Raw genomic sequence first — 17,347 nt, 5'->3', positions numbered from 1 at the left:
CAGGTTAATATTCCTGCACGACTTGTAATTGCGATGGGGGGACGGAGAAGGCTAGGTGGGCCAGGCGACGGTTGTCCTGGTGAAAGTGCGTAGGTGGTGTTTCTAGGCAAATCCGGAGACACAACACTGAGACACGAGACGAACGCACTACGGTGCGGAAGCCATTGATGCCCTGCTTCCAGGAAAAGCCTCTAAGCTTCAGATTACAAGTCATCGTACCCCAAACCGACACAGGTGGTCGGGTAGAGAATACCAAGGCGCTTGAGAGAACTCGGGTGAAGGAACTAGGCAAAATAGAACCGTAACTTCGGGAGAAGGTTCGCTCTTGACAGTGAAGTCCCTTGCGGATGGAGCAGTTGGGAGTCGCAGTGACCAGATGGCTGGGACTGTTTATCAAAAACACAGCACTCTGCAAACACGAAAGTGGACGTATAGGGTGTGACACCTGCCCGGTGCCGGAAGGTTAATTGATGGGGTTAGCGCAAGCGAAGCTCTTGATCGAAGCCCCGGTAAACGGCGGCCGTAACTATAACGGTCCTAAGGTAGCGAAATTCCTTGTCGGGTAAGTTCCGACCTGCACGAATGGTGTAACCATGGCCATGCTGTCTCCACCCGAGACTCAGTGAAATCGAATTCGCCGTGAAGATGCGGTGTACCCGCGGCTAGACGGAAAGACCCCGTGAACCTTTACTACAGCTTGGCACTGAACATTGAACCTACATGTGTAGGATAGGTGGGAGGCTTTGAAGGCGTGACGCCAGTTGCGCTGGAGCCGTCCTTGAAATACCACCCTTGTATGTTTGATGTTCTAACGCAGGGCCCTGAATCGGGCTCGCGGACAGTGCCTGGTGGGTAGTTTGACTGGGGCGGTCTCCTCCCAAAGAGTAACGGAGGAGCACGAAGGTTGGCTAATCCTGGTCGGACATCAGGAGGTTAGTGCAATGGCATAAGCCAGCTTAACTGCGAGACGGACAGGTCGAGCAGGTACGAAAGTAGGTCATAGTGATCCGGTGGTTCTGAATGGAAGGGCCATCGCTCAACGGATAAAAGGTACTCCGGGGATAACAGGCTGATACCGCCCAAGAGTTCATATCGACGGCGGTGTTTGGCACCTCGATGTCGGCTCATCACATCCTGGGGCTGAAGTCGGTCCCAAGGGTATGGCTGTTCGCCATTTAAAGTGGTACGCGAGCTGGGTTCAGAACGTCGTGAGACAGTTCGGTCCCTATCTGCCGTGGGCGTTGGATGATTGAAGGGAGTTGCTCCTAGTACGAGAGGACCGGAGTGAACGAACCTCTGGTGTTCGGGTTGTCACGCCAGTGGCACTGCCCGGTAGCTAAGTTCGGAATCGATAACCGCTGAAAGCATCTAAGCGGGAAGCGAGCCCTGAGATGAGTCATCCCTGACCCCTTGAGGGTCCTAAAGGGCCGTTGGAGACCACAACGTTGATAGGTGGGGTGTGTAAGCGCGGCGACGTGTTGAGCTAACCCATACTAATTACCCGTGAGGCTTAACCATACAACACCCAAGAAGTGTTCTGGGCCTTGTAGCGAATGAGCGAACTACTCAAATTCAGTGATAGCGACCAGTCGTTATTCACGTCAGCTTTCTAGATTAAGATTTTGCCTGGCGGCAATAGCGCCGTGGAACCACCTGATCCCATGCCGAACTCAGAAGTGAAACGCGGTAGCGCCGATGGTAGTGTGGCATTCGCCATGCGAGAGTAGGACACTGCCAGGCACCCAATTAAACGGTGATGTGAAAGACATAACCGGCTGCGAGGATGACACCTCATAAAGAAGCGGCAAAAGATTTAGCGCAAGCTAACCGAATGCGGAGCGGTAGTTCAGTCGGTTAGAATACCGGCCTGTCACGCCGGGGGTCGCGGGTTCGAGTCCCGTCCGCTCCGCCACTAATTTGAAGGTCTTCCCGATTGGGAAGGCCTTTTTGCTATGGGCAGTTTTGTCCATAAGACCCACAGATTTGCAGGCGACAACAAAGCCCGCTCTCACGACCGAGCTCTTGTATTTTTAGTGCGTTAAACCGCCAATGTCTGGCTTTTACCTGTCGGAAGAATGGCCAGATAGCCGGTTATTTCCACCATTTTCTGGCTATATCCGAGCCTTATCAGCCATTTGAGCGAGTTTACAGGCGGCCAAATCAGGCTTCTGCCGCCTGCTGGTTGCAGGGCAGTTCCATATTGACCACCCCCTCTTCCATCTGCACATCGATCTTGAAGCCCAGCAGCTTGGCTAGGTTGGGAATACCGAGATTGCCGTATTAATCAGGTATCGTTCAAGCAAAGAGGCCTTCCCGACGGGAAGGCCTCTTTGTTTTATCTATCAGCTGATTACCATCACTCGGTCGATTTATCAGCGCTTCTCTTTGTTGCCAATGCTCAGGCCGAGCTTGATGGAGAGGGCTGCCAGTAACAGCAGCATCATGATCAGGGAGAAGAAGTTGCTGCCAAGCTCTGGGTATTGCACCTTGAGCAGTGCGGAGTGGCCGAAGACACCGATAAAGAAGCAGAGCAGGGTGCAGATGGGGGTGTTGCCCACCATGGGTTCATGGCGATAGTGCTGGAACAGCTGATAGGCCGCCAGCCAGAGGGCAATCAGTGGGAAGAAGGAGAAAGGCACAACCGAGTTGGTCAGCACGGCCAGAGAGGCATCGCCACAGATACCAATCAGCATGGCCATGGCGAGCGGTTTTTTCGGGATCATAAGCTGTTCAGTCATATCGTTCTCCATCCTGTGGTCATGGGTGAGGTTCACGGCGCTTCTGGTTTTGTACCTCGGCGCCCATGGCGATCATCCGCAGTTGGCGAATTGTTCGGTCGGAGAGTGCACGGCACTCTTCGCTGGTCATGTCGAGCGCATCGGCACCGGCACTGAAGACGATGGTGACCATGGCTTCTGCCTGGATGTAGGCATCTTCCCGTGGTGCTTCTGTGGTGGCTTCCAGATAATCGGTCAGCTCTGCGATAAAGTGCTGGATTTCGCGAGCCACCGCCTGACGAAAGGCGGCCGAGGTGCCGGAGCGTTCCCGCAGCAGCAGCCGGAAGATGTTGGGGTTGTTCTCGACGAACTCCATAAAGGTCTGCACCGAGGTGCTGATGACACTGCCACCACCGGCAATGCGCTGGCGTGCCTGGCGCATCAGTTGGCGCAGGGTGAGACCTCCTTCGTCAACCAGGGTCAGGCCCAGCTCCTCCATATCGCGAAAGTGGCGATAGAAAGAGGTGGGCGCGATACCCGCTTCGCGAGCGACTTCCCGCAGGCTGAGATTGGAGAAACTCCGATTGGCGCACAGTTGGCTGAATGCAGCATCGATCAATGTACGCCGGGTTTTTTCTTTTTGTTGAGCGCGAATACCCACGAAATCAGTCACCTTCAGCTTATTGAGGCCAAATGATAACCCGAAGGCGCCTCAGGATCAGGTTTGTATCCTACTTTTTTACCATTGACCGTGAGGAAATCACCATAGAAAATGGCTAACAGCTGTTCGCTGAAAGGATGCAATGAGATGGCCAGACCCCCCATTATTTTGACTAATACCCTGCTGTTCTCCCTCTCCGGGATAGTGGCGTTGATTGTCGTGCCCTGGTACGGTATGAGCCACGGTTACGATCTCTGGCAGTGGGCCAGTTTCCTGTTGTTGTTCTGCCTGAGTGGTCTCTCCATCACCGCAGGCTATCACCGGCTCTGGTCGCACAAGGCTTACAAGGCGCACCCCGCTTTGCAGTGGTTATTTGCCATCGGCGGTGCGTTGGCGCTGCAGAATTCGGCCCTGCACTGGTCGGCCGATCACCGCCGTCACCATCGTCATGTGGATGACAACGATAAAGACCCCTACAGCGCGGGGCGCGGTTTCTGGTATTCGCACATCGGCTGGATGTTGCGGGAGCATCAGGGAGGTCGCTATGGTGATTACAGCAATGTGCGAGACCTGCAAAACAACCCGGTGGTCGCGTTTCAGCACCGTCACTATCTGACGCTGGCACTGGCGGCTAATCTGGGGCTGCCGCTGCTGCTCGGCCTGTGGCACGGGGACTTGCTCGGCATGTTGCTGTTGGCGGGCGTGCTGAGGATGGTGATGACTCACCACACCACCTTCTTCATCAACTCGCTGGCCCACATCTGGGGCAGTCAGCCCTATACCGATCGCAATACCGCTCGCGATAACGGCATCCTGGCTTTTTTCACCTTTGGCGAGGGGTACCACAACTTTCACCACCTGTTCGAGAATGACTACCGCAACGGCATTCACTGGTGGCAGTTCGATCCGACCAAGTGGTTGATCCGGCTCGCCTCCTGGTGCGGTCTGGCGGGAGATCTCAGATCTTCGCCGGAGGTGCGTATCGAACAAGCCCGGCTGCAGATGCAACTGAAACGGGCACAAGCCAAGTTGCGCAAGCAGGAAGATCGTGAACTGTGGCAGGCGCTGCTGCAGGAGGAGTACGACAAGCTGAGCCAGCAGTTGCAACACTATTACGCCAGTCGCAAGCGGCTGCTGGAGCTGCGCAAGCGCAAGGCGCTGGCGCGCTATGACCGTCTCAAGCTGCAACTGGAGTACCGAGCCCTGCGGGACGGCTTTATCGCGGGCAAACGCAACTGGAGTCGCCTGCTGGCAGGCATTGCATGATGCCTTGCCGGGGTATCACACACACTAAAAGAGAAGACCGCCTGCTGGCGGTCTTCTCTTTGGTATGCATGTTTGAACGGGCTAGTTGGTTTGGATCTGCTGTTGCTGCAACTGATCCAGTGCCTGTTGCTCCTGCTGGCTGAGACCCAGCTGTTCACAGGCCTGCTCAAAGCTGATCACCAGATGGCGCATCATGATATCCAATAACGGTAGGGCTTAGTTGGCTTGGCTCTGCTGTTGCTGCAACTGATCCAGCGCCTGTTGCTCCTGCTGGCTAAGACCCAGCTGTTCGCAGGCCTGCTCAAAGCTGATCCCCAGATGGCACATCATAATATCGATGGCGGGCAGATAGTTCTTCATAGCTTCTTCCATGGTGATCCTCCAGACCCGTCACTTATGCCCTGAACCACTCGGGGCGGCAATTAGACTTTAGGCTTAGTCTGTCCATTTGATCAGCACCCCTGCCACTGGGGGAGGGAATTTGTTACCCTGCACCATGATAAAAACGGTTGCCGTATGACTGCGAGCAACAGGTGAGGAGCAGGGCATGTTATTGAGTTTCTTGATCATCGCTTCAGGTTGGTGGCATATCCGTGCTGCCTACGGTTCAGACAGCCGCCAGTTCTATATCAGCAAGCCGTTGACCATGCTGCTTATCATCGCGTTGGCGTTCGGCTACCAGAGTTATGACCACGATGGTTCACACGCCTGGATCCTGCTCGGCCTTTGTCTCTCGCTGGCGGGCGATGTGCTGCTGATGCTGCCAAGTGATCGCTTCATTCAGGGGTTGGCGGCATTTCTTGTCGCGCATCTCTGCTATATCGTCGGCTTTGCCCAGGGGCCGTTGTTGCTCAATCTGGTGGATGGTTTGCTGCTGTTGCTGATCGCCGGCATGGTCTTTGGCCTGCTGTGGGGCAAGCTGGGGGAGATGCGGATCCCGGTCTTCTGCTACATGCTGGTGATCATCGGCATGGCCTGGGTGGCTGCCGGTGCCTGGCACGCCTCTCTCACTGCCGGTTCTGCCGCCGCTCTGGTGGGGGCGCTGATGTTCCTCTTCTCCGACAGCATGCTGGCGCTTGATCGCTTCCGCCGCCCCTTTCCCCACGCCCGCGCCTGGGTGATGAGCAGCTACTTCGCTGCGCAATTCCTGATCGCGGGGTCGCTGGCGGGCTAACGCCATCTGGTTGAGTGCAGGTAACAGATAAAGAAAAACGGGCGCTTGCCCGTTTTTCGTTTTATGCCTCGGCTGTTTTTCACGCCTCTAGCGGCTCGGCATCCTCAGCCCGTGGGGCGGGGGATTTGAGCAACAACATCAGGCCGCTGGCGATCAGCAGGAAGATCCCCATGATGTAGAACACCTGGTTGTAGGCCATGATGGCCGCCTCCCGGTTGATGGTATTGGCCAGCATGGCGTGGGCTTGCTGCTGGGCTATCTCGAGGCCTGAACCCTGCGCCATCATGCTCTGGGCCAGTTGCAGCAGATAGCTCTGCCCCTCGATACTGCTGGCGGCCAGAGTGCTGCCAATCTGCAGCACATGGGTGCGGGTATCGTTGTCGAGCATGGTCGCGATGATGGCGATACCGAACGCACCACCGAGGTTGCGCAGCACGTTGAGCAGGGTCGAGGAGGAGGGGATCTCGTCGTGGCTCAGGCTGGCGGTGGCGACCAGGGAGAGCGGCACCATGATGAAGGGCTGCCCCAGCGCCCGCACGATGAGCGAATGGATCAGCTGCGGCCCGGCGTAGTCGGCACTCATGTTGACATTCATAAAGCAGCTGACGGCGAAGATCAGAAAGCCGAAGCTCACCAGATAGCGCGGGTCTATCTTGTGGGTCAGTTTGGGCACCAGCGGTAACACCAGCAGTTGCGGCAGCCCCATCCACATCAGTACCTCGCCGATTTCCAGCGCGTTGTAGTTGTGGATCTGGGTCATATAGAGCGGCAGTACATAGATGGAGCCCATCAACGCCATGCCGAGGATCAGATAGGCGAAGCAGGCCAGCGCGAAGCGCGGGTTGTGCAGCAACCGCAGATTGACCAGCGGGTGACGGCGGATCAGCTGGCTGATGACGAAGAACACCAGCGCCACCGCCGAGATGACCGCCAGTCGCACGATGAAGCTTGAACCGAACCAGTCCTCCCGGTTGCCCTCTTCCAGTACCACCTCCAGCAAGCCGAGGCCGAGTGACATGGTGACAATCCCGATGAGGTCTGCCCGCTTGATCACGGCCCAGTCCACCGGTTTTTTATCAAGCCCGTGGGCCAGCATGGCCATCACCAGCAGTCCCGGCGGCACGTTGAGATAGAAGATGTAGTGCCACGACATCTGCTCGGTGAGCCAGCCGCCGAGGGTTGGGCCGATGGCGGGGGCGAAGGTGGCGCAGAGGCCGAACAGCGCCATGCCGGTGGCCCGCTTCTGTAGCGGCAGCAGGGTGACGATGAGGGAAAAGGCCATCGGGATCAGCGCCCCGCCGGTGAAGCCTTGCAGCGCCCGGAAGACGATCATACTGGTGAGGTTCCAGCTGAACGAGCAGAGCACGGAGGCGGCGATAAACGCACCGGTGGTCCAGAGCAGGTAGCGGCGCACGCTCAACCCCCGGCTTAACCAGCCGCTCAGGGGAATGGCGATCATCTCCGCCACCAGATAGGAGGTGGAGATCCAGGAGCTTTCGCTCAGGGTGGCCGACAGGGCCCCCTGAATATCCTTCAGGGAGGCATTGGTGATCTGGATATCGAGGATGGCCATAAAGGCGCCGATAAGGCCCCCCATGACCGCGATCCAGTTGCGACGTGGAATGGGTTCCATCAGTTGGCAGCCACCACGGGATCAGGAGTGCGGGTATCCACGATCACTTCGGTGGAGAGACCCGGCAGCAGCTTGCCTGCCAGCGGGCCCGGCTCGGGGATGCGGATCTTCACCGGCACCCGTTGCACGATTTTGGTGAAGTTGCCAGTGGCATTTTCCGGCGGCAGCAGGGCGAACTTGGCGCCGGTCGCCGGGGCCAGGCTGTCGATGATCCCCTCGACCGGTTGATCCGGGTAGGCATCGAGTACCACTTCGACCTTCTGGCCCGGCTGCATATGGGCGAGCTGGGTCTCCTTGAAGTTGGCCTCGACCCACACCTGCTGCAGCGGCACCAAGCTGGCGACCTGCATGCCGGACTGGACGTAGAGCCCTTCCCGCAGGCTGCGCTTGCCGATGATGCCGTCGGCAGGCGCCCGCAGTTCGGTGTAGCCGAGCTCCAGCTTGGCCTGCTCCAGTTGTGCTTCGCTCAATGCCTGCTTGGCCAGATTCTGTTTGCGCTCGGCATCCAGTACCAGCAGTCGTTCACGGGCCGCTTGCAGGGCTGCTTGGGCCTCTCGGGCTTGTGCCTGATTGACCTGCAGGCCGGCACGTACCTCGTCCAGACTGTCTTGCGAGCTGTAGTGGCGCTGGTTGAGCTGACTGATCCGGTTGACCTGCTGGCTGGCGCGCAGCTGTTCGGCATTGGCGGAGGCGACCTTGGCTTCGGCTTGCTGGATCAGGCTCAGTTGTTGGGTGCGGGTGGCCGCCAGATTTTCGGCCGTCGCCTGATTGAGGCGCAGGTCGGCTTCGGCCTCCGCGACCCTGGTTTTGTATTCGCGATCATCGAGACGGGCGATCAGTTGGCCCGCTTTGACGGGCTGGTTGTCGGTGACCAGCACTTCGCGGATATAGCCGGGCAGCTTGGAGCTGATCCCGGTCACTTCACTTTGCAGATAGGCGTTGTCGGTGCTTTCAAAATAGCGGCCGTGAAGATACCAGTAACCGGCGAACAGCAGACCGAGCAGCGCCAATATCATGGCTGCCAGCAGGGGAATTTTTTTGTGTTGACTCATTTTTGTGATTCCTGAACTTAAGGGGCGCAGGCTAACACTGGTCAACTGTTTCGATTAGTATTGGTTCACGAGATATACAGTTTCACTGGTGCAACAATGGATCTCAATGCCGCGTTAATTCTGGTGCGTATTGTCGACAAGGGCTCGTTTACGGGGGCTGCCCGCGAGTTGGGGATGACCAAGGCGATGGTCAGCCGCCGCATCGCCGAGCTGGAACAGCGGCTCGGAGTGCGTCTGCTCTATCGCTCCACTCGTCAGCTCACTTTGACCGAGGAGGGGGAGAAGTACTACCTGCACTGCAGCAAAGCGGTCGATGCCCTGACCGAAGCCGAGCTGATGCTGAGCGCCAGCCAGCAGGAGGTAACCGGCACCCTCAAGCTGGCGGTGCCTATCGAGACGGGGCAACTGGTGGTCGGGCGCTTGGTCGCCAAGTTTTTGCAGGCCTATCCCGCCCTGCAGGTGGAGCTGGAGCTGACCAACCGGGTGGTGGACCCCATCAGCGAAGGGCTGGATGCGGTGGTGCGGATTGGCGACATGAGCGACTCCAATCTGGCGGCGCGCCGACTCTGGAGCACCGGAAGGCTGCTCTGTGCCAGCCCGGACTATCTGGCCCGCAGCCCGGTCATCGAGCGGCCGGAGGATCTGGCCAACCACGAGCGGGTGACGGTGAGCAGCGGGTTTCTCGCCTCTCACTGGTGCTTCGAGCTGGATGGCAGAGAGGTGCTGGTTGACCCCCCCTCCCGTTTTCGGGTCAATAATATTACCTGTGCTCGGGAGGCGGCGAAGGCGGGGCTGGGGTTGGCCTCGTTACCCGCTATGCTCTGTCAGGATGAGCTGGCCAGCGGCGAATTGGTGATCCTGCTGCCAGAGTGGCAGCAACCCAGGGTGCCGATTTATTTGCTGTTTCCGGAGCGGCAACTGATGCCGCGCAAGTTGCGGGCATTCATCGATTTCATGATTGAGAACGGCGCCGAGTTTGGCATCGACAAGTTGTTGTAAGGGGGAGCTATGGATAACTGGATCAATCTCTATCGCGCCTCACACACCCTGGAGGCGCACGCGTTGAAAGGGGCACTGGAGGCGGAAGGGGTGCTGGTGCGCCTCAATGGCGAGGGGCTGTCAGGCGCCCTTGGCGAACTGCCGGTCGACATGTTGCAGGTGACCCTGATGGTGCGGGCTGAGGATCGCAGCAAGGCAGGAAGGGTCATCGAGCGTTACCAGCAGCGCCAGGGTAACGGCTGGCTGTGCGGTCAGTGCGGGGAGGAGAACGGCGCCAACTTCGACGTCTGCTGGCGCTGTCATCACGATCCCCACGACAGCTGATCTCTCTTTCGCTAGCGCGGCGGGAACTCGATATCTTCCCCTGCGCTGGCATCGTGATAGGTCGCCAGATCCAGCTCGTTTTCGCTGCGGGCGATCAGCACCGACACCAGAATATCCCCCGATACATTGACCGTGGTGCGCGCCATGTCGAGGATCCGGTCAATGCCTGCAATCAGTGCCACCCCTTCCAGCGGCAAGCCCACCGCCGTCAGGGTCAGGGTCAGCAGCATCAACCCGGTGCCCGGGGTGCCAGCGGTGCCGATACTGGCCAGGGTGGCGATGCTGATGATGGTCAGATAATCGACCATGTGCAGATCCACACCGAATGCTTGAGCCACGAACAGCGCAGTCACTCCCTGATAGAGGGCTGTGCCATCCATGTTGATGGTGGCGCCGATGGGCAGCACCTTGGCTGTGATGGCGGGGGAGACTCCCAGCCGCTTCTCGGCGCAGGCCAGACTGATGGGCAGGGTGGAGTTGCTGGAGCTGCTGGTGAAGGCCACCGCCTGAGCATCGACGATGCTCTTGAAGTAGTGCAGCGGATTGAGCCGTGCCAGCAGGAGCAGCAGGGTGCTATAGACCCCGAGCACGTGCAGCAGACAGCCGAGGTAGACGGCGCCGATCACCTTGAGCAGCGGTAGCAGCAGATCGAGACCGTACTTGCCGGTCATCCAGGCCATCAGGGCGCAGACACCATAAGGGGCGAGAGCCATCACCATCTGGGTCAGCTTGAACATCCCCTCGGCCAGCGAGGTGAAGAAGAGGATGGCGGGACGGCCACGGCGACCGCTGGCATTGAGGGCGACCGCCAGCGCCACCGCAAAGACGATCACTTGCAGGATCTTGCCATCCACCATCGCCTGTACCGGGTTGCTCGGCACCAGATGGCTCAGCACGCTGGCCAGGGTCGGTGGTTCCGACATACCGATCCGCTCATAGGGGCCCATGTCGGCACCCATGCCGGGCTCCAGCAGCCAGCCCATCATCAGGCCGATGCAAATGGCGATGGCGGTGGAGCAGAAGTAGAGGCAGATCGCCTTGCTGCCGATGCGATCGAGGGCCTTGCCCTTGAGAAGCGAGGTGAGACCGGCGATGACCGAGCAGAAAATGAGGGGCACCATCAGCATCTGGATGGTGTTGACGAACAGGACGCCAAGGGGCTTGAGCAGCAGGGCTTGCTCTTCAAAGCCGACGCCCAGACCCACCCCTGTCAGCATGCCGATCAGGGTCTTGAGCCAGAGTGGTCGGCGGGTCCAGATCTGCCAGGGCTTGAGAGCCTCTCCATGGAACAGCATGACGCCAATATCCTTATACATTGTCTGCGATGGCCAAAAAGGGGCGCCAGTGTAGCGATCCCTGACGCGGGTTGCCACATTATCGACAAAGCGGTGGCGGTGACCACTCCCCTGACCAGGAAATGCGCAATTTATTGGCCTATATCAAGATCCCTCCGGGCGGGGAGATATTTAATTGGCATTAAATATGTTCATTATTGAGGTGAGAGATGTCGCAATCGGTTCATGGTCACGAAGTGATGGAGATGATGTTGGCGCAAGGGGGGCAATTTACCCGTGCCAGCCTGAAACAGGCGATGGCCAAGCGGTTCGGTGCCGAGGCCCGTTTTCATACCTGCAGCGCCAGCGAGATGGATGCGGAAGCGCTGATCGACTTTCTGGCCGCCCGCGGCAAATTCATCGACTCGGCTGAGGGTTTCCAGACCCGCGCCGACAAGATCTGCAACCACGGTTAATCCCGCTGCGAGCGCATCATGGCGCTCGCTCAATTCTTCGCCCTTTGCTATATTTCGCCCCCTCTCTTTTCCCTATTCAGGGCGTAGCCCGGGCGTTGTATGGATACTTTCTCTGCCGCAGTCATGCTGTTTCTGATCATGGACCCGCTGGGCAACCTGCCGGTCTTCCTCTCTATCCTGCGTCATATCGATCCCAAGCGACGTCGCAAGGTGATGGTGCGCGAGCTGCTCTTCTCGCTGGCCATCATGATGCTGTTCCTGTTCGTCGGTCAGCAGATCCTCGGTTTCCTCAACCTGCGGCAGGAGGCGGTCAGCATTGCGGGGGGCATTATCCTGTTCCTGATCGCCATCAAGATGATCTTCCCGAGTGAAGGGGGCGTGACCGGGCTGGCGGCGGGCGAGGAGCCCTTCCTGGTGCCGATGGCGATCCCGATGATCGCCGGTCCTTCTATCTTGGCTTCTTTGATGCTGCTGGCCAATCAGGAGCCGACCCGGATGGTGGACTGGTCGCTGGCACTCTTTCTGGCCTGGGCTGCCAGCGCGGTGATCCTGATGTTCTACGAGGTATTCAACAAGCTGCTGGGTGAGCGGGGACTCACTGCGGTGGAGCGGCTGATGGGTATGCTGCTGGTGATGATCTCGGTCCAGATGCTGCTGGACGGGGTGCATCACTATCTGGCGGTGACCGGTCAGGGCTGAGCGGTTTACATCTTGAAGTGAATGAAACGGGGCTACGCAGAGCCCCGTTCTTGTTTCCTACCGAGAGGACGTGCAGTCACTCGTGAGTGGTCGCAGCGGGTTCCAGTTTGCTCATGATGAGGGAGAGCAGCAATTCCCGCAGCCAGCGGTGGCCCGGATCCTCGCTGTGACGCTGATGCCAGATCAGCAGGTGGGAGATGCTGTCCAACCCGATGGGCAGCGGCAGCTGTAACAGCGGATAGACCTGGGTGGCGTGGCGGGCGTAGAGCCGGGATAGCGTCACTATCATGTCGGAGTGCATCCCCATCCGCAGCGCCGCCTCGAAGGAGGGCACGGTTGCCTCGATACGCCGGTAGAGATCCTGCTCTGCCAGCTTGTGATCCAGCATCCAGCGGTCTCGCCCCTCGCAGTAAGTCTGCACATGGGGATAGCTGAGGTAGTGCTCCAGATTCCAGTTGGGCTCTCGCAGCGCGGGGTGGTGCTGCTGCACCAGACAGGTGAGATCATCGACCGCCAGCACTCGCTGACAGATGCTGTCGGGCAGGGTATCGAGCCGATAATCGGAGCTGATGCAGTTCTCCCGCACCGCGAAGGCGATGTCCACCTGTCCCTGACTCATCTCGGTCAGACTGTTCTCGGTCCACTCCTCGTAACGCAAGCGGATCCTTGGTGCCTGCCGCTTCAGCTCGCTCAGGTAGAGCGGGGCAAACAGGGTAAAGGCGCTGTCCATGCTGGCGATGACGAACTCCCGCTCCGAGCTGGCGGGGTCGAACTCGGGCGGCTGGATCAGGTTGTCCAGCGACAGCAGGATGGGTTGCAACTGCTGTTGCAGCGCAAGGGCACGGCCGGTGGGTTCCAGCCCATAGGCAGAGCGGATGAAGAGGGGATCATTGAAGGTATCGCGCAGACGGCCGAGGGCTTTGCTGACGGCGGACTGGCTCAGATGAAGGCGGCGTGCCGCCTTGCTGCCGTTGCGCTCTTCTAGCAGTACCTGCAGGATAATCAGCAAATTGAGGTCGATGCGACCCAGTTGTTCCAGCAGCATGATATGAATCCTCTTCAATTCTAAGATGAATTTATACCATTTGTTTTCATATCTTGGCGATCTTATCCTCGAATGGTCTCAGGTTCGCATGAACCACTGGTACAGGATGTAGCGGTTGAGGGGACATGTAGCACAATCAATATGGCGACCTCAGGGTCGCCCTATTTTTTGGCTATGATTTATTTGCTCACTTGCACCTGCCTTGATTTTGCCCAACAATCCCTGCGCTCTATTTTGATACAAGTAACAGATATCTCTTTGTGAGGGAGTATCCCTATGGGACTCGGTGGAATTCATATCTGGCATATGTTGATCCTCTTGCTGGTCGTTGTGCTGGTCTTCGGCAGCAAGCGTCTTGCCAGTGCAGGTGAGGATCTGGGTACCGCCATCAAAGATTTTCGCAAGGCGATGCGTGACGACGCAAATCATCCGAAATAAGCAGTAGGAGTAGAAAATGTCTGTAGACGAGAAAGTTGAACTGAACGAAACCTGTGACAGCTGTGGCTGTTTTGCCGAGATCGGCACCATCATCGGCGAAGGCGACGATGTGATGGAGCTGGTTATTGAAGCCGCTGCCGAGGCGGATGCCCGCGCCAAGCTGGCTGCCTATGAAGCACTGGCCAAACAGGTCACTGCCGAAGCTCAAGTGAGCAGCGAACTGACCCAGGGCGCCAACGGCGTGATCCTGAAAGCCCGCCTGCAATTCACCTGCACCGCCGAAAAACTGATTTTCGAAATGCGGGCCCGCTCTATCTGAGTTGTCTGATAACGCGGCAGGTTTGCCTGCCGTGTTGACCCTTCTGCTGTGGGTCGGCGTTCTATAGTTACTCTATCCCACAGACGTTTTGCCCGGCGCGAGTCGGCCAACAGAAGGCGTAAACATCATGACGCAGCGATGGATCTCTGCCCCCAATCCCACCCTCTATCGTGATCCGTGCTGCCAACAGGCAGCAGGCGTGACCTCAGAACAGGGGCAGCCATCGTGATGCGACGCTGGATCTGGGCTCTGCTGGCCCTCTGCTGTTTTCCCCTGCTGGCGGCTGAACTCAAGCCACAGCGTCTGCCCCAACCCGGGGATCTCGAAAGCATTCTGCAAAAGCGCGAACTCAGGGCTCTGGTGGTCTATGAGCGCGGCTTCTACTTTCTCGATCGCGGCGCCCAGTACGGCATTCTAGTCAATCAGCTGCAAGGGTTCGAACGCTGGCTGAACAAGACCTATCTCGCCAAAGAGAAGGTCAAACTCAAGGTGGTCTACATCCCGGTGCGGCAGGACAAGCTGCTGGACTATCTGACCGAGGGGCGTGGCGATCTGGTGGCGGCGACCATGACGGTGACCCCGACCCGGCGTGAACAGGTGGCCTTCTCCCGGCCGCTCATTTCATCCATAGAGGAGTGGGTGGTGAGCCAGCAGAGCCTGCCCGCCTTCAGCCGTATTACCCAGCTCTCCGGCAGGCGGGTCTGGGTGCGTGCCAGCTCCAGCTACTACGAGAGTCTGCGCCAGCTCAACTGGCTGTTTCGCGAGCTGGGGTTGCCCCCCGTCTATATCGAAACGGTGCCCGAATACCTGCAGGATGGCGATCTGCTGGAGATGGTGGCCGCTGGCATTATTCCCCTGACGGTGACCGACAGCTACAAGGGGCGGATCTGGCTGGGTGGCATGATCTCCGGCCTCAAGGCTCACAAGTTGATCCCCCTGCGCAGCAACGGCACCAGCGCCTGGGCGCTGCGCAAGAACAGCCCCGAGCTGCTCAAGGCGGTCAATGGCTATCTGGCGAGTGTCAGCCGCAACAGCCTTTACAGTGACATGACCCTGCGCCGGTTGCTGGTTCGCAGCGATCAGATGAGCAATATCCTGGCGCCGGATCCCATGGGGCGCCTCGCGACCATTCGCAAGGTGCTGGAGAAGTACGCCAATCAATACGATCTCGACTGGCTGATGCTGGCGGCGCTTGGCTACAAGGAGTCCGGCCTCAATCCCAAGGCGCGTTCGCCCAAGGGGGCCGTGGGCCTCATGCAGCTGCTGCCCAGCACAGGGCGGGAGGTCGGCATCAACGGCGCCAGACTCACCACGCTGGAGGGAAATGTGGAGGCCGCCTGTCGCTACATGCGGTTGATCCTCGATACCTACTTCAATGATCCCAAGCTGGATCGACTCAACCGCCACCTGTTTGCCCTCGCCGCCTACAACGCCGGGCCGAACCGGGTGCAGGCACTGCGAGGCAAGGCGGAGAAGCTGGGGCTCGATCCCAACGTCTGGTTCGGCAACGTGGATCAGCTGGTAGCCAACGAAGTCGGACAGGGGCCGATCAACTATGTCGGCACCATCTACAAGTACTACGTGGCCTATCGTTTCAGCCTGCCCCAGATCGAGGGCAAGGCTGCCGCTATCGAAGCGGCTCAGCCCTGAGCCGGTTGACCGGCAGGGTCGCCTGCACGGTCGGCAATTGCCAGCCACCGTCCCTGTGTTGCAAAAACCAGTGAGCAGGGCCGGTGGCCGGGATGAGATCTGGCTGGCTGAGCTGGCCCAGATAGCGCAACATCGGGGTATCATGCAGTTCCATCAGCAACTCCTTTTGAATATGTGAAGAGGCTCGCCAGCGTTATGACACCCGGCCATGACAGCAGGATGACACCATGATCCCCGGATCCTTTGCCCTGATCGACGATCCCCTGCTGGCGCTCAAGGTGCGTTGTCACTGGATCCGCCATGCCCGCGAGCGGATCCAGGCGCAGTACTACAGCTGGGAAGAGGACAGCAGCGGCAAGCTGCTGCTGAGCGAGCTGCTCCACGCCACTCGGCGCGGCGTCAAGGTGCAGCTGCTGGTGGATGATCTCTATGCCGGTGATAACCGCTTTCTGGAGATGGTGGCTCACTACCCGGGGATCGAGGTACGGCTGTTCAACCCCTTCTGGCTGCGGGGCTGGCGCCCGCTGGCACTGCTGCTGGAGGGGCTGCTCAGCTTTCGCCGCATCAACCACCGGATGCACAACAAGCTGCTGCTGGTAGATGGCAAGCTGGCGCTGATCGGCGGGCGCAACATCGGCGATCGCTACTTCGGTCTGGATCCGCAAGCCCCCTTCGTGGATCTCGATCTCGCCTGTCAGGGGGGACTGTGCCAGCAGATGGCACAGGGGTTCGAGCAGTTCTGGCACAGCCGCTGGAGTCACCCCATCCGCCATCTGCTGCGCCGCGAGCTGCTGCCCGCCGAAATAGAGGTGGTCAACGACTTCCTGTTCACCATGACGGATCCGGCGGTAGCGACGGTCTACGATCTGCCTGTGGCGCTGTTTGACGAGAGCGATTTGCCGCTGCAGTGGCATGAGGGGCGGGCCGAGGTGTGGTTCGACCGTCCCGGCAAGGGGCTGATCTCCCGTCCCACCACCGCCCGTCAGCTCTGGCGCCAGCTGGCTGACAATCCCAGCTCGCTGGGGTTGGTGACCCCTTACCTCATCCTTACTCGCGGGTTTCGGCACCGTCTGGCGCGGCTGCGCCAGCAGGGGGTCGCCATCGACATTCTCACCAACTCGCTGGCCAGCACCGATGTGCCGCTGATCTATGGCGCCTACCAACGCTATCTCGGCTGGTTGCTGCGCCGCGGGATCCGGGTCGCCGAGTTTGACCATGGCCACGGCAGCCTGCACGCCAAGCTGATCCTGCTGGGGGAGGAGCGGGCGCTGTTTGGCAGCCTCAACCTCGATCCCCGCTCGCTGTTTCTCAATACCGAGCTGATGCTGCATCTGCACTGCCCGCCGATCTGCGAGGCGCTGCGAACGTGGCTGGTTCGCTGGCAGGAGCAGGCGGGTGGATTGCCGCGCAAACCCGAGGGGTGGTCAAGGCGACTGATAGCCCGCCTGAGTGACTGGTTGCCCCTGCGCCGTTGGCTGTGAGGCGGCCATTTTTTGTGCGAGATCTCGCAAAGCCTTGTAAGCCATTGCTGATGCCCTTTGCGGGTGAATAACCATGCATGAACCTATCTTACTGTTTTATAACAATTTATCGGTGATGATAAGGCTGTTTTTTGTACTC

General features: G+C 58.9%; 18 protein-coding genes, 1 tRNA gene and 2 rRNA genes (1 of these 21 running past the window's edge). 13 read left to right on the top strand and 8 right to left on the bottom strand.

Translation table 11 applies throughout. From position 1 onward, the window contains the following. The 3 genes from I6L49_RS14215 to I6L49_RS14205 form a co-directional block, all read left to right on the top strand. Positions 1–1,518, top strand: a 23S ribosomal RNA gene (locus tag I6L49_RS14215) (it extends 1,372 nt beyond the left edge of the window). A gap of 107 nt (positions 1,519–1,625) precedes the next feature. Further along, a 5S ribosomal RNA gene (rrf, locus tag I6L49_RS14210) occupies positions 1,626–1,740 on the top strand. A gap of 95 nt (positions 1,741–1,835) precedes the next feature. Then, a tRNA-Asp gene (locus I6L49_RS14205) sits at positions 1,836–1,912 on the top strand. 460 nt (positions 1,913–2,372) lie between these two features. Here I6L49_RS14205 and I6L49_RS14200 read toward each other — a convergent pair. After that, positions 2,373–2,738, bottom strand: coding sequence for a YijD family membrane protein (locus tag I6L49_RS14200; protein WP_019444675.1), 366 nt, complete (start codon positions 2,736–2,738; stop codon positions 2,373–2,375). A gap of 19 nt (positions 2,739–2,757) precedes the next feature. Beyond that, entirely contained in the window at positions 2,758–3,378 is a 621-nt protein-coding gene (fabR, locus tag I6L49_RS14195; RefSeq protein ID WP_005339921.1) for an HTH-type transcriptional repressor FabR, read from the bottom strand. A 147-nt stretch (positions 3,379–3,525) separates the two neighbouring features. Here fabR and I6L49_RS14190 point away from each other — a divergent pair, with 147 nt between their 5' ends. Next, the gene (locus I6L49_RS14190; protein ID WP_216949783.1) at positions 3,526–4,644 is read left to right on the top strand and encodes a fatty acid desaturase; all 1,119 of its coding nucleotides are present in this window, start codon (positions 3,526–3,528) and stop codon (positions 4,642–4,644) included. Positions 4,645–4,860: 216 nt separating this feature from the next. On the opposite strand, the gene I6L49_RS14185 is transcribed toward I6L49_RS14190, so the two are convergent. Continuing rightward, on the bottom strand, positions 4,861–5,016 hold the full coding sequence (locus I6L49_RS14185; RefSeq protein WP_005348505.1) for a hypothetical protein: 156 nt from the start codon (positions 5,014–5,016) through the stop codon (positions 4,861–4,863). Positions 5,017–5,191: 175 nt separating this feature from the next. Here I6L49_RS14185 and I6L49_RS14180 point away from each other — a divergent pair, with 175 nt between their 5' ends. Further along, positions 5,192–5,818, top strand: a complete 627-nt coding sequence (locus I6L49_RS14180; RefSeq protein ID WP_005348507.1) for a lysoplasmalogenase — start codon at positions 5,192–5,194, stop codon at positions 5,816–5,818. 79 nt (positions 5,819–5,897) lie between these two features. Here I6L49_RS14180 and I6L49_RS14175 read toward each other — a convergent pair whose 3' ends face one another. Both I6L49_RS14175 and I6L49_RS14170 read right to left on the bottom strand, forming a co-directional pair. Next, a complete protein-coding gene (locus I6L49_RS14175) occupies positions 5,898–7,451 on the bottom strand; it encodes a DHA2 family efflux MFS transporter permease subunit (RefSeq protein WP_216949782.1) in 1,554 nt (517 codons plus the stop codon). Then, positions 7,451–8,503, bottom strand: a complete 1,053-nt coding sequence (locus tag I6L49_RS14170) for an HlyD family secretion protein (RefSeq protein ID WP_216949781.1) — start codon at positions 8,501–8,503, stop codon at positions 7,451–7,453. Before I6L49_RS14170 ends, I6L49_RS14175 begins: the two co-directional genes overlap by 1 nt. A gap of 96 nt (positions 8,504–8,599) precedes the next feature. Between I6L49_RS14170 and I6L49_RS14165 the strand changes: the two genes are divergently transcribed. Both I6L49_RS14165 and I6L49_RS14160 read left to right on the top strand, forming a co-directional pair. After that, the gene (locus I6L49_RS14165; RefSeq protein ID WP_019444678.1) at positions 8,600–9,502 is read left to right on the top strand and encodes a LysR family transcriptional regulator; all 903 of its coding nucleotides are present in this window, start codon (positions 8,600–8,602) and stop codon (positions 9,500–9,502) included. A 9-nt stretch (positions 9,503–9,511) separates the two neighbouring features. Further along, the gene (locus tag I6L49_RS14160) at positions 9,512–9,826 is read left to right on the top strand and encodes a DUF2007 domain-containing protein (RefSeq protein WP_005339933.1); all 315 of its coding nucleotides are present in this window, start codon (positions 9,512–9,514) and stop codon (positions 9,824–9,826) included. 11 nt (positions 9,827–9,837) lie between these two features. Here the strand turns inward: I6L49_RS14160 and I6L49_RS14155 are convergent, their stop codons facing one another. After that, a complete protein-coding gene (locus I6L49_RS14155) occupies positions 9,838–11,121 on the bottom strand; it encodes a dicarboxylate/amino acid:cation symporter (protein ID WP_040069539.1) in 1,284 nt (427 codons plus the stop codon). A gap of 209 nt (positions 11,122–11,330) precedes the next feature. On the opposite strand from I6L49_RS14155, the gene I6L49_RS14150 reads away from it, so the two are divergent. Further along, on the top strand, positions 11,331–11,576 hold the full coding sequence (locus tag I6L49_RS14150) for a YecH family metal-binding protein (RefSeq protein ID WP_159158038.1): 246 nt from the start codon (positions 11,331–11,333) through the stop codon (positions 11,574–11,576). A gap of 99 nt (positions 11,577–11,675) precedes the next feature. After that, a complete protein-coding gene (locus I6L49_RS14145) occupies positions 11,676–12,275 on the top strand; it encodes a YhgN family NAAT transporter (RefSeq protein WP_013724175.1) in 600 nt (199 codons plus the stop codon). Between the two features lie 76 nt (positions 12,276–12,351). On the opposite strand, the gene I6L49_RS14140 is transcribed toward I6L49_RS14145, so the two are convergent. Beyond that, positions 12,352–13,320, bottom strand: coding sequence for a LysR family transcriptional regulator (locus tag I6L49_RS14140; RefSeq protein ID WP_005348538.1), 969 nt, complete (start codon positions 13,318–13,320; stop codon positions 12,352–12,354). Between the two features lie 276 nt (positions 13,321–13,596). Between I6L49_RS14140 and tatA the strand changes: the two genes are divergently transcribed. From tatA to I6L49_RS14125, 3 genes are all read left to right on the top strand, one after another. After that, entirely contained in the window at positions 13,597–13,758 is a 162-nt protein-coding gene (gene tatA, locus I6L49_RS14135) for a twin-arginine translocase TatA/TatE family subunit (RefSeq protein WP_005339944.1), read from the top strand. Positions 13,759–13,774: 16 nt separating this feature from the next. Then, positions 13,775–14,077, top strand: coding sequence for a YfcZ/YiiS family protein (locus I6L49_RS14130; RefSeq protein ID WP_101531245.1), 303 nt, complete (start codon positions 13,775–13,777; stop codon positions 14,075–14,077). A gap of 228 nt (positions 14,078–14,305) precedes the next feature. Continuing rightward, positions 14,306–15,727, top strand: coding sequence for a lytic transglycosylase F (locus I6L49_RS14125; protein WP_021231555.1), 1,422 nt, complete (start codon positions 14,306–14,308; stop codon positions 15,725–15,727). On the opposite strand, the gene I6L49_RS14120 is transcribed toward I6L49_RS14125, so the two are convergent. Further along, positions 15,705–15,881 carry a hypothetical protein gene (locus I6L49_RS14120; RefSeq protein WP_005339947.1) on the bottom strand — a complete coding sequence of 59 codons (177 nt, stop codon included), beginning with the start codon at positions 15,879–15,881 and terminating at the stop codon, positions 15,705–15,707. The two genes, I6L49_RS14125 and I6L49_RS14120, sit on opposite strands and share 23 nt — an antisense overlap. A 73-nt stretch (positions 15,882–15,954) precedes the next feature. Here I6L49_RS14120 and I6L49_RS14115 point away from each other — a divergent pair, with 73 nt between their 5' ends. After that, positions 15,955–17,208 (top strand): phosphatidylserine/phosphatidylglycerophosphate/cardiolipin synthase family protein, encoded by a 1,254-nt coding sequence (locus I6L49_RS14115; protein WP_216949780.1) that lies wholly within the window; start codon positions 15,955–15,957, stop codon positions 17,206–17,208. Positions 17,209–17,347 lie beyond the last annotated feature (139 nt).

Origin of the sequence: Aeromonas sp. FDAARGOS 1419 (assembly GCF_019047045.1) — a bacterium.
Taxonomy (GTDB): Bacteria; Pseudomonadota; Gammaproteobacteria; order Enterobacterales; family Aeromonadaceae; genus Aeromonas; species Aeromonas veronii.
The sequence above is the reverse complement of the archived record's forward strand: the minus strand, read 5'-3'. Positions and strand labels throughout refer to the sequence as shown.

Coding starts and splice junctions, on each gene's coding strand:
- I6L49_RS14190 (WP_216949783.1), top strand. CDS start 3,526: ATGGCCAGACCCCCCATTATTTTGACTAATACCCTGCTGTTCTCCCTC.
- I6L49_RS14165 (WP_019444678.1), top strand. CDS start 8,600: ATGGATCTCAATGCCGCGTTAATTCTGGTGCGTATTGTCGACAAGGGC.
- I6L49_RS14200 (WP_019444675.1), bottom strand. CDS start 2,738: ATGACTGAACAGCTTATGATCCCGAAAAAACCGCTCGCCATGGCCATG.
- I6L49_RS14145 (WP_013724175.1), top strand. CDS start 11,676: ATGGATACTTTCTCTGCCGCAGTCATGCTGTTTCTGATCATGGACCCG.
- I6L49_RS14155 (WP_040069539.1), bottom strand. CDS start 11,121: ATGCTGTTCCATGGAGAGGCTCTCAAGCCCTGGCAGATCTGGACCCGC.
- I6L49_RS14175 (WP_216949782.1), bottom strand. CDS start 7,451: ATGGAACCCATTCCACGTCGCAACTGGATCGCGGTCATGGGGGGCCTT.
- I6L49_RS14170 (WP_216949781.1), bottom strand. CDS start 8,503: ATGAGTCAACACAAAAAAATTCCCCTGCTGGCAGCCATGATATTGGCG.
- I6L49_RS14180 (WP_005348507.1), top strand. CDS start 5,192: ATGTTATTGAGTTTCTTGATCATCGCTTCAGGTTGGTGGCATATCCGT.
- I6L49_RS14120 (WP_005339947.1), bottom strand. CDS start 15,881: ATGGAACTGCATGATACCCCGATGTTGCGCTATCTGGGCCAGCTCAGC.
- I6L49_RS14125 (WP_021231555.1), top strand. CDS start 14,306: ATGCGACGCTGGATCTGGGCTCTGCTGGCCCTCTGCTGTTTTCCCCTG.
- I6L49_RS14185 (WP_005348505.1), bottom strand. CDS start 5,016: ATGGAAGAAGCTATGAAGAACTATCTGCCCGCCATCGATATTATGATG.
- tatA (WP_005339944.1), top strand. CDS start 13,597: ATGGGACTCGGTGGAATTCATATCTGGCATATGTTGATCCTCTTGCTG.
- I6L49_RS14140 (WP_005348538.1), bottom strand. CDS start 13,320: ATGCTGCTGGAACAACTGGGTCGCATCGACCTCAATTTGCTGATTATC.
- I6L49_RS14160 (WP_005339933.1), top strand. CDS start 9,512: ATGGATAACTGGATCAATCTCTATCGCGCCTCACACACCCTGGAGGCG.
- I6L49_RS14150 (WP_159158038.1), top strand. CDS start 11,331: ATGTCGCAATCGGTTCATGGTCACGAAGTGATGGAGATGATGTTGGCG.
- I6L49_RS14115 (WP_216949780.1), top strand. CDS start 15,955: ATGATCCCCGGATCCTTTGCCCTGATCGACGATCCCCTGCTGGCGCTC.
- I6L49_RS14130 (WP_101531245.1), top strand. CDS start 13,775: ATGTCTGTAGACGAGAAAGTTGAACTGAACGAAACCTGTGACAGCTGT.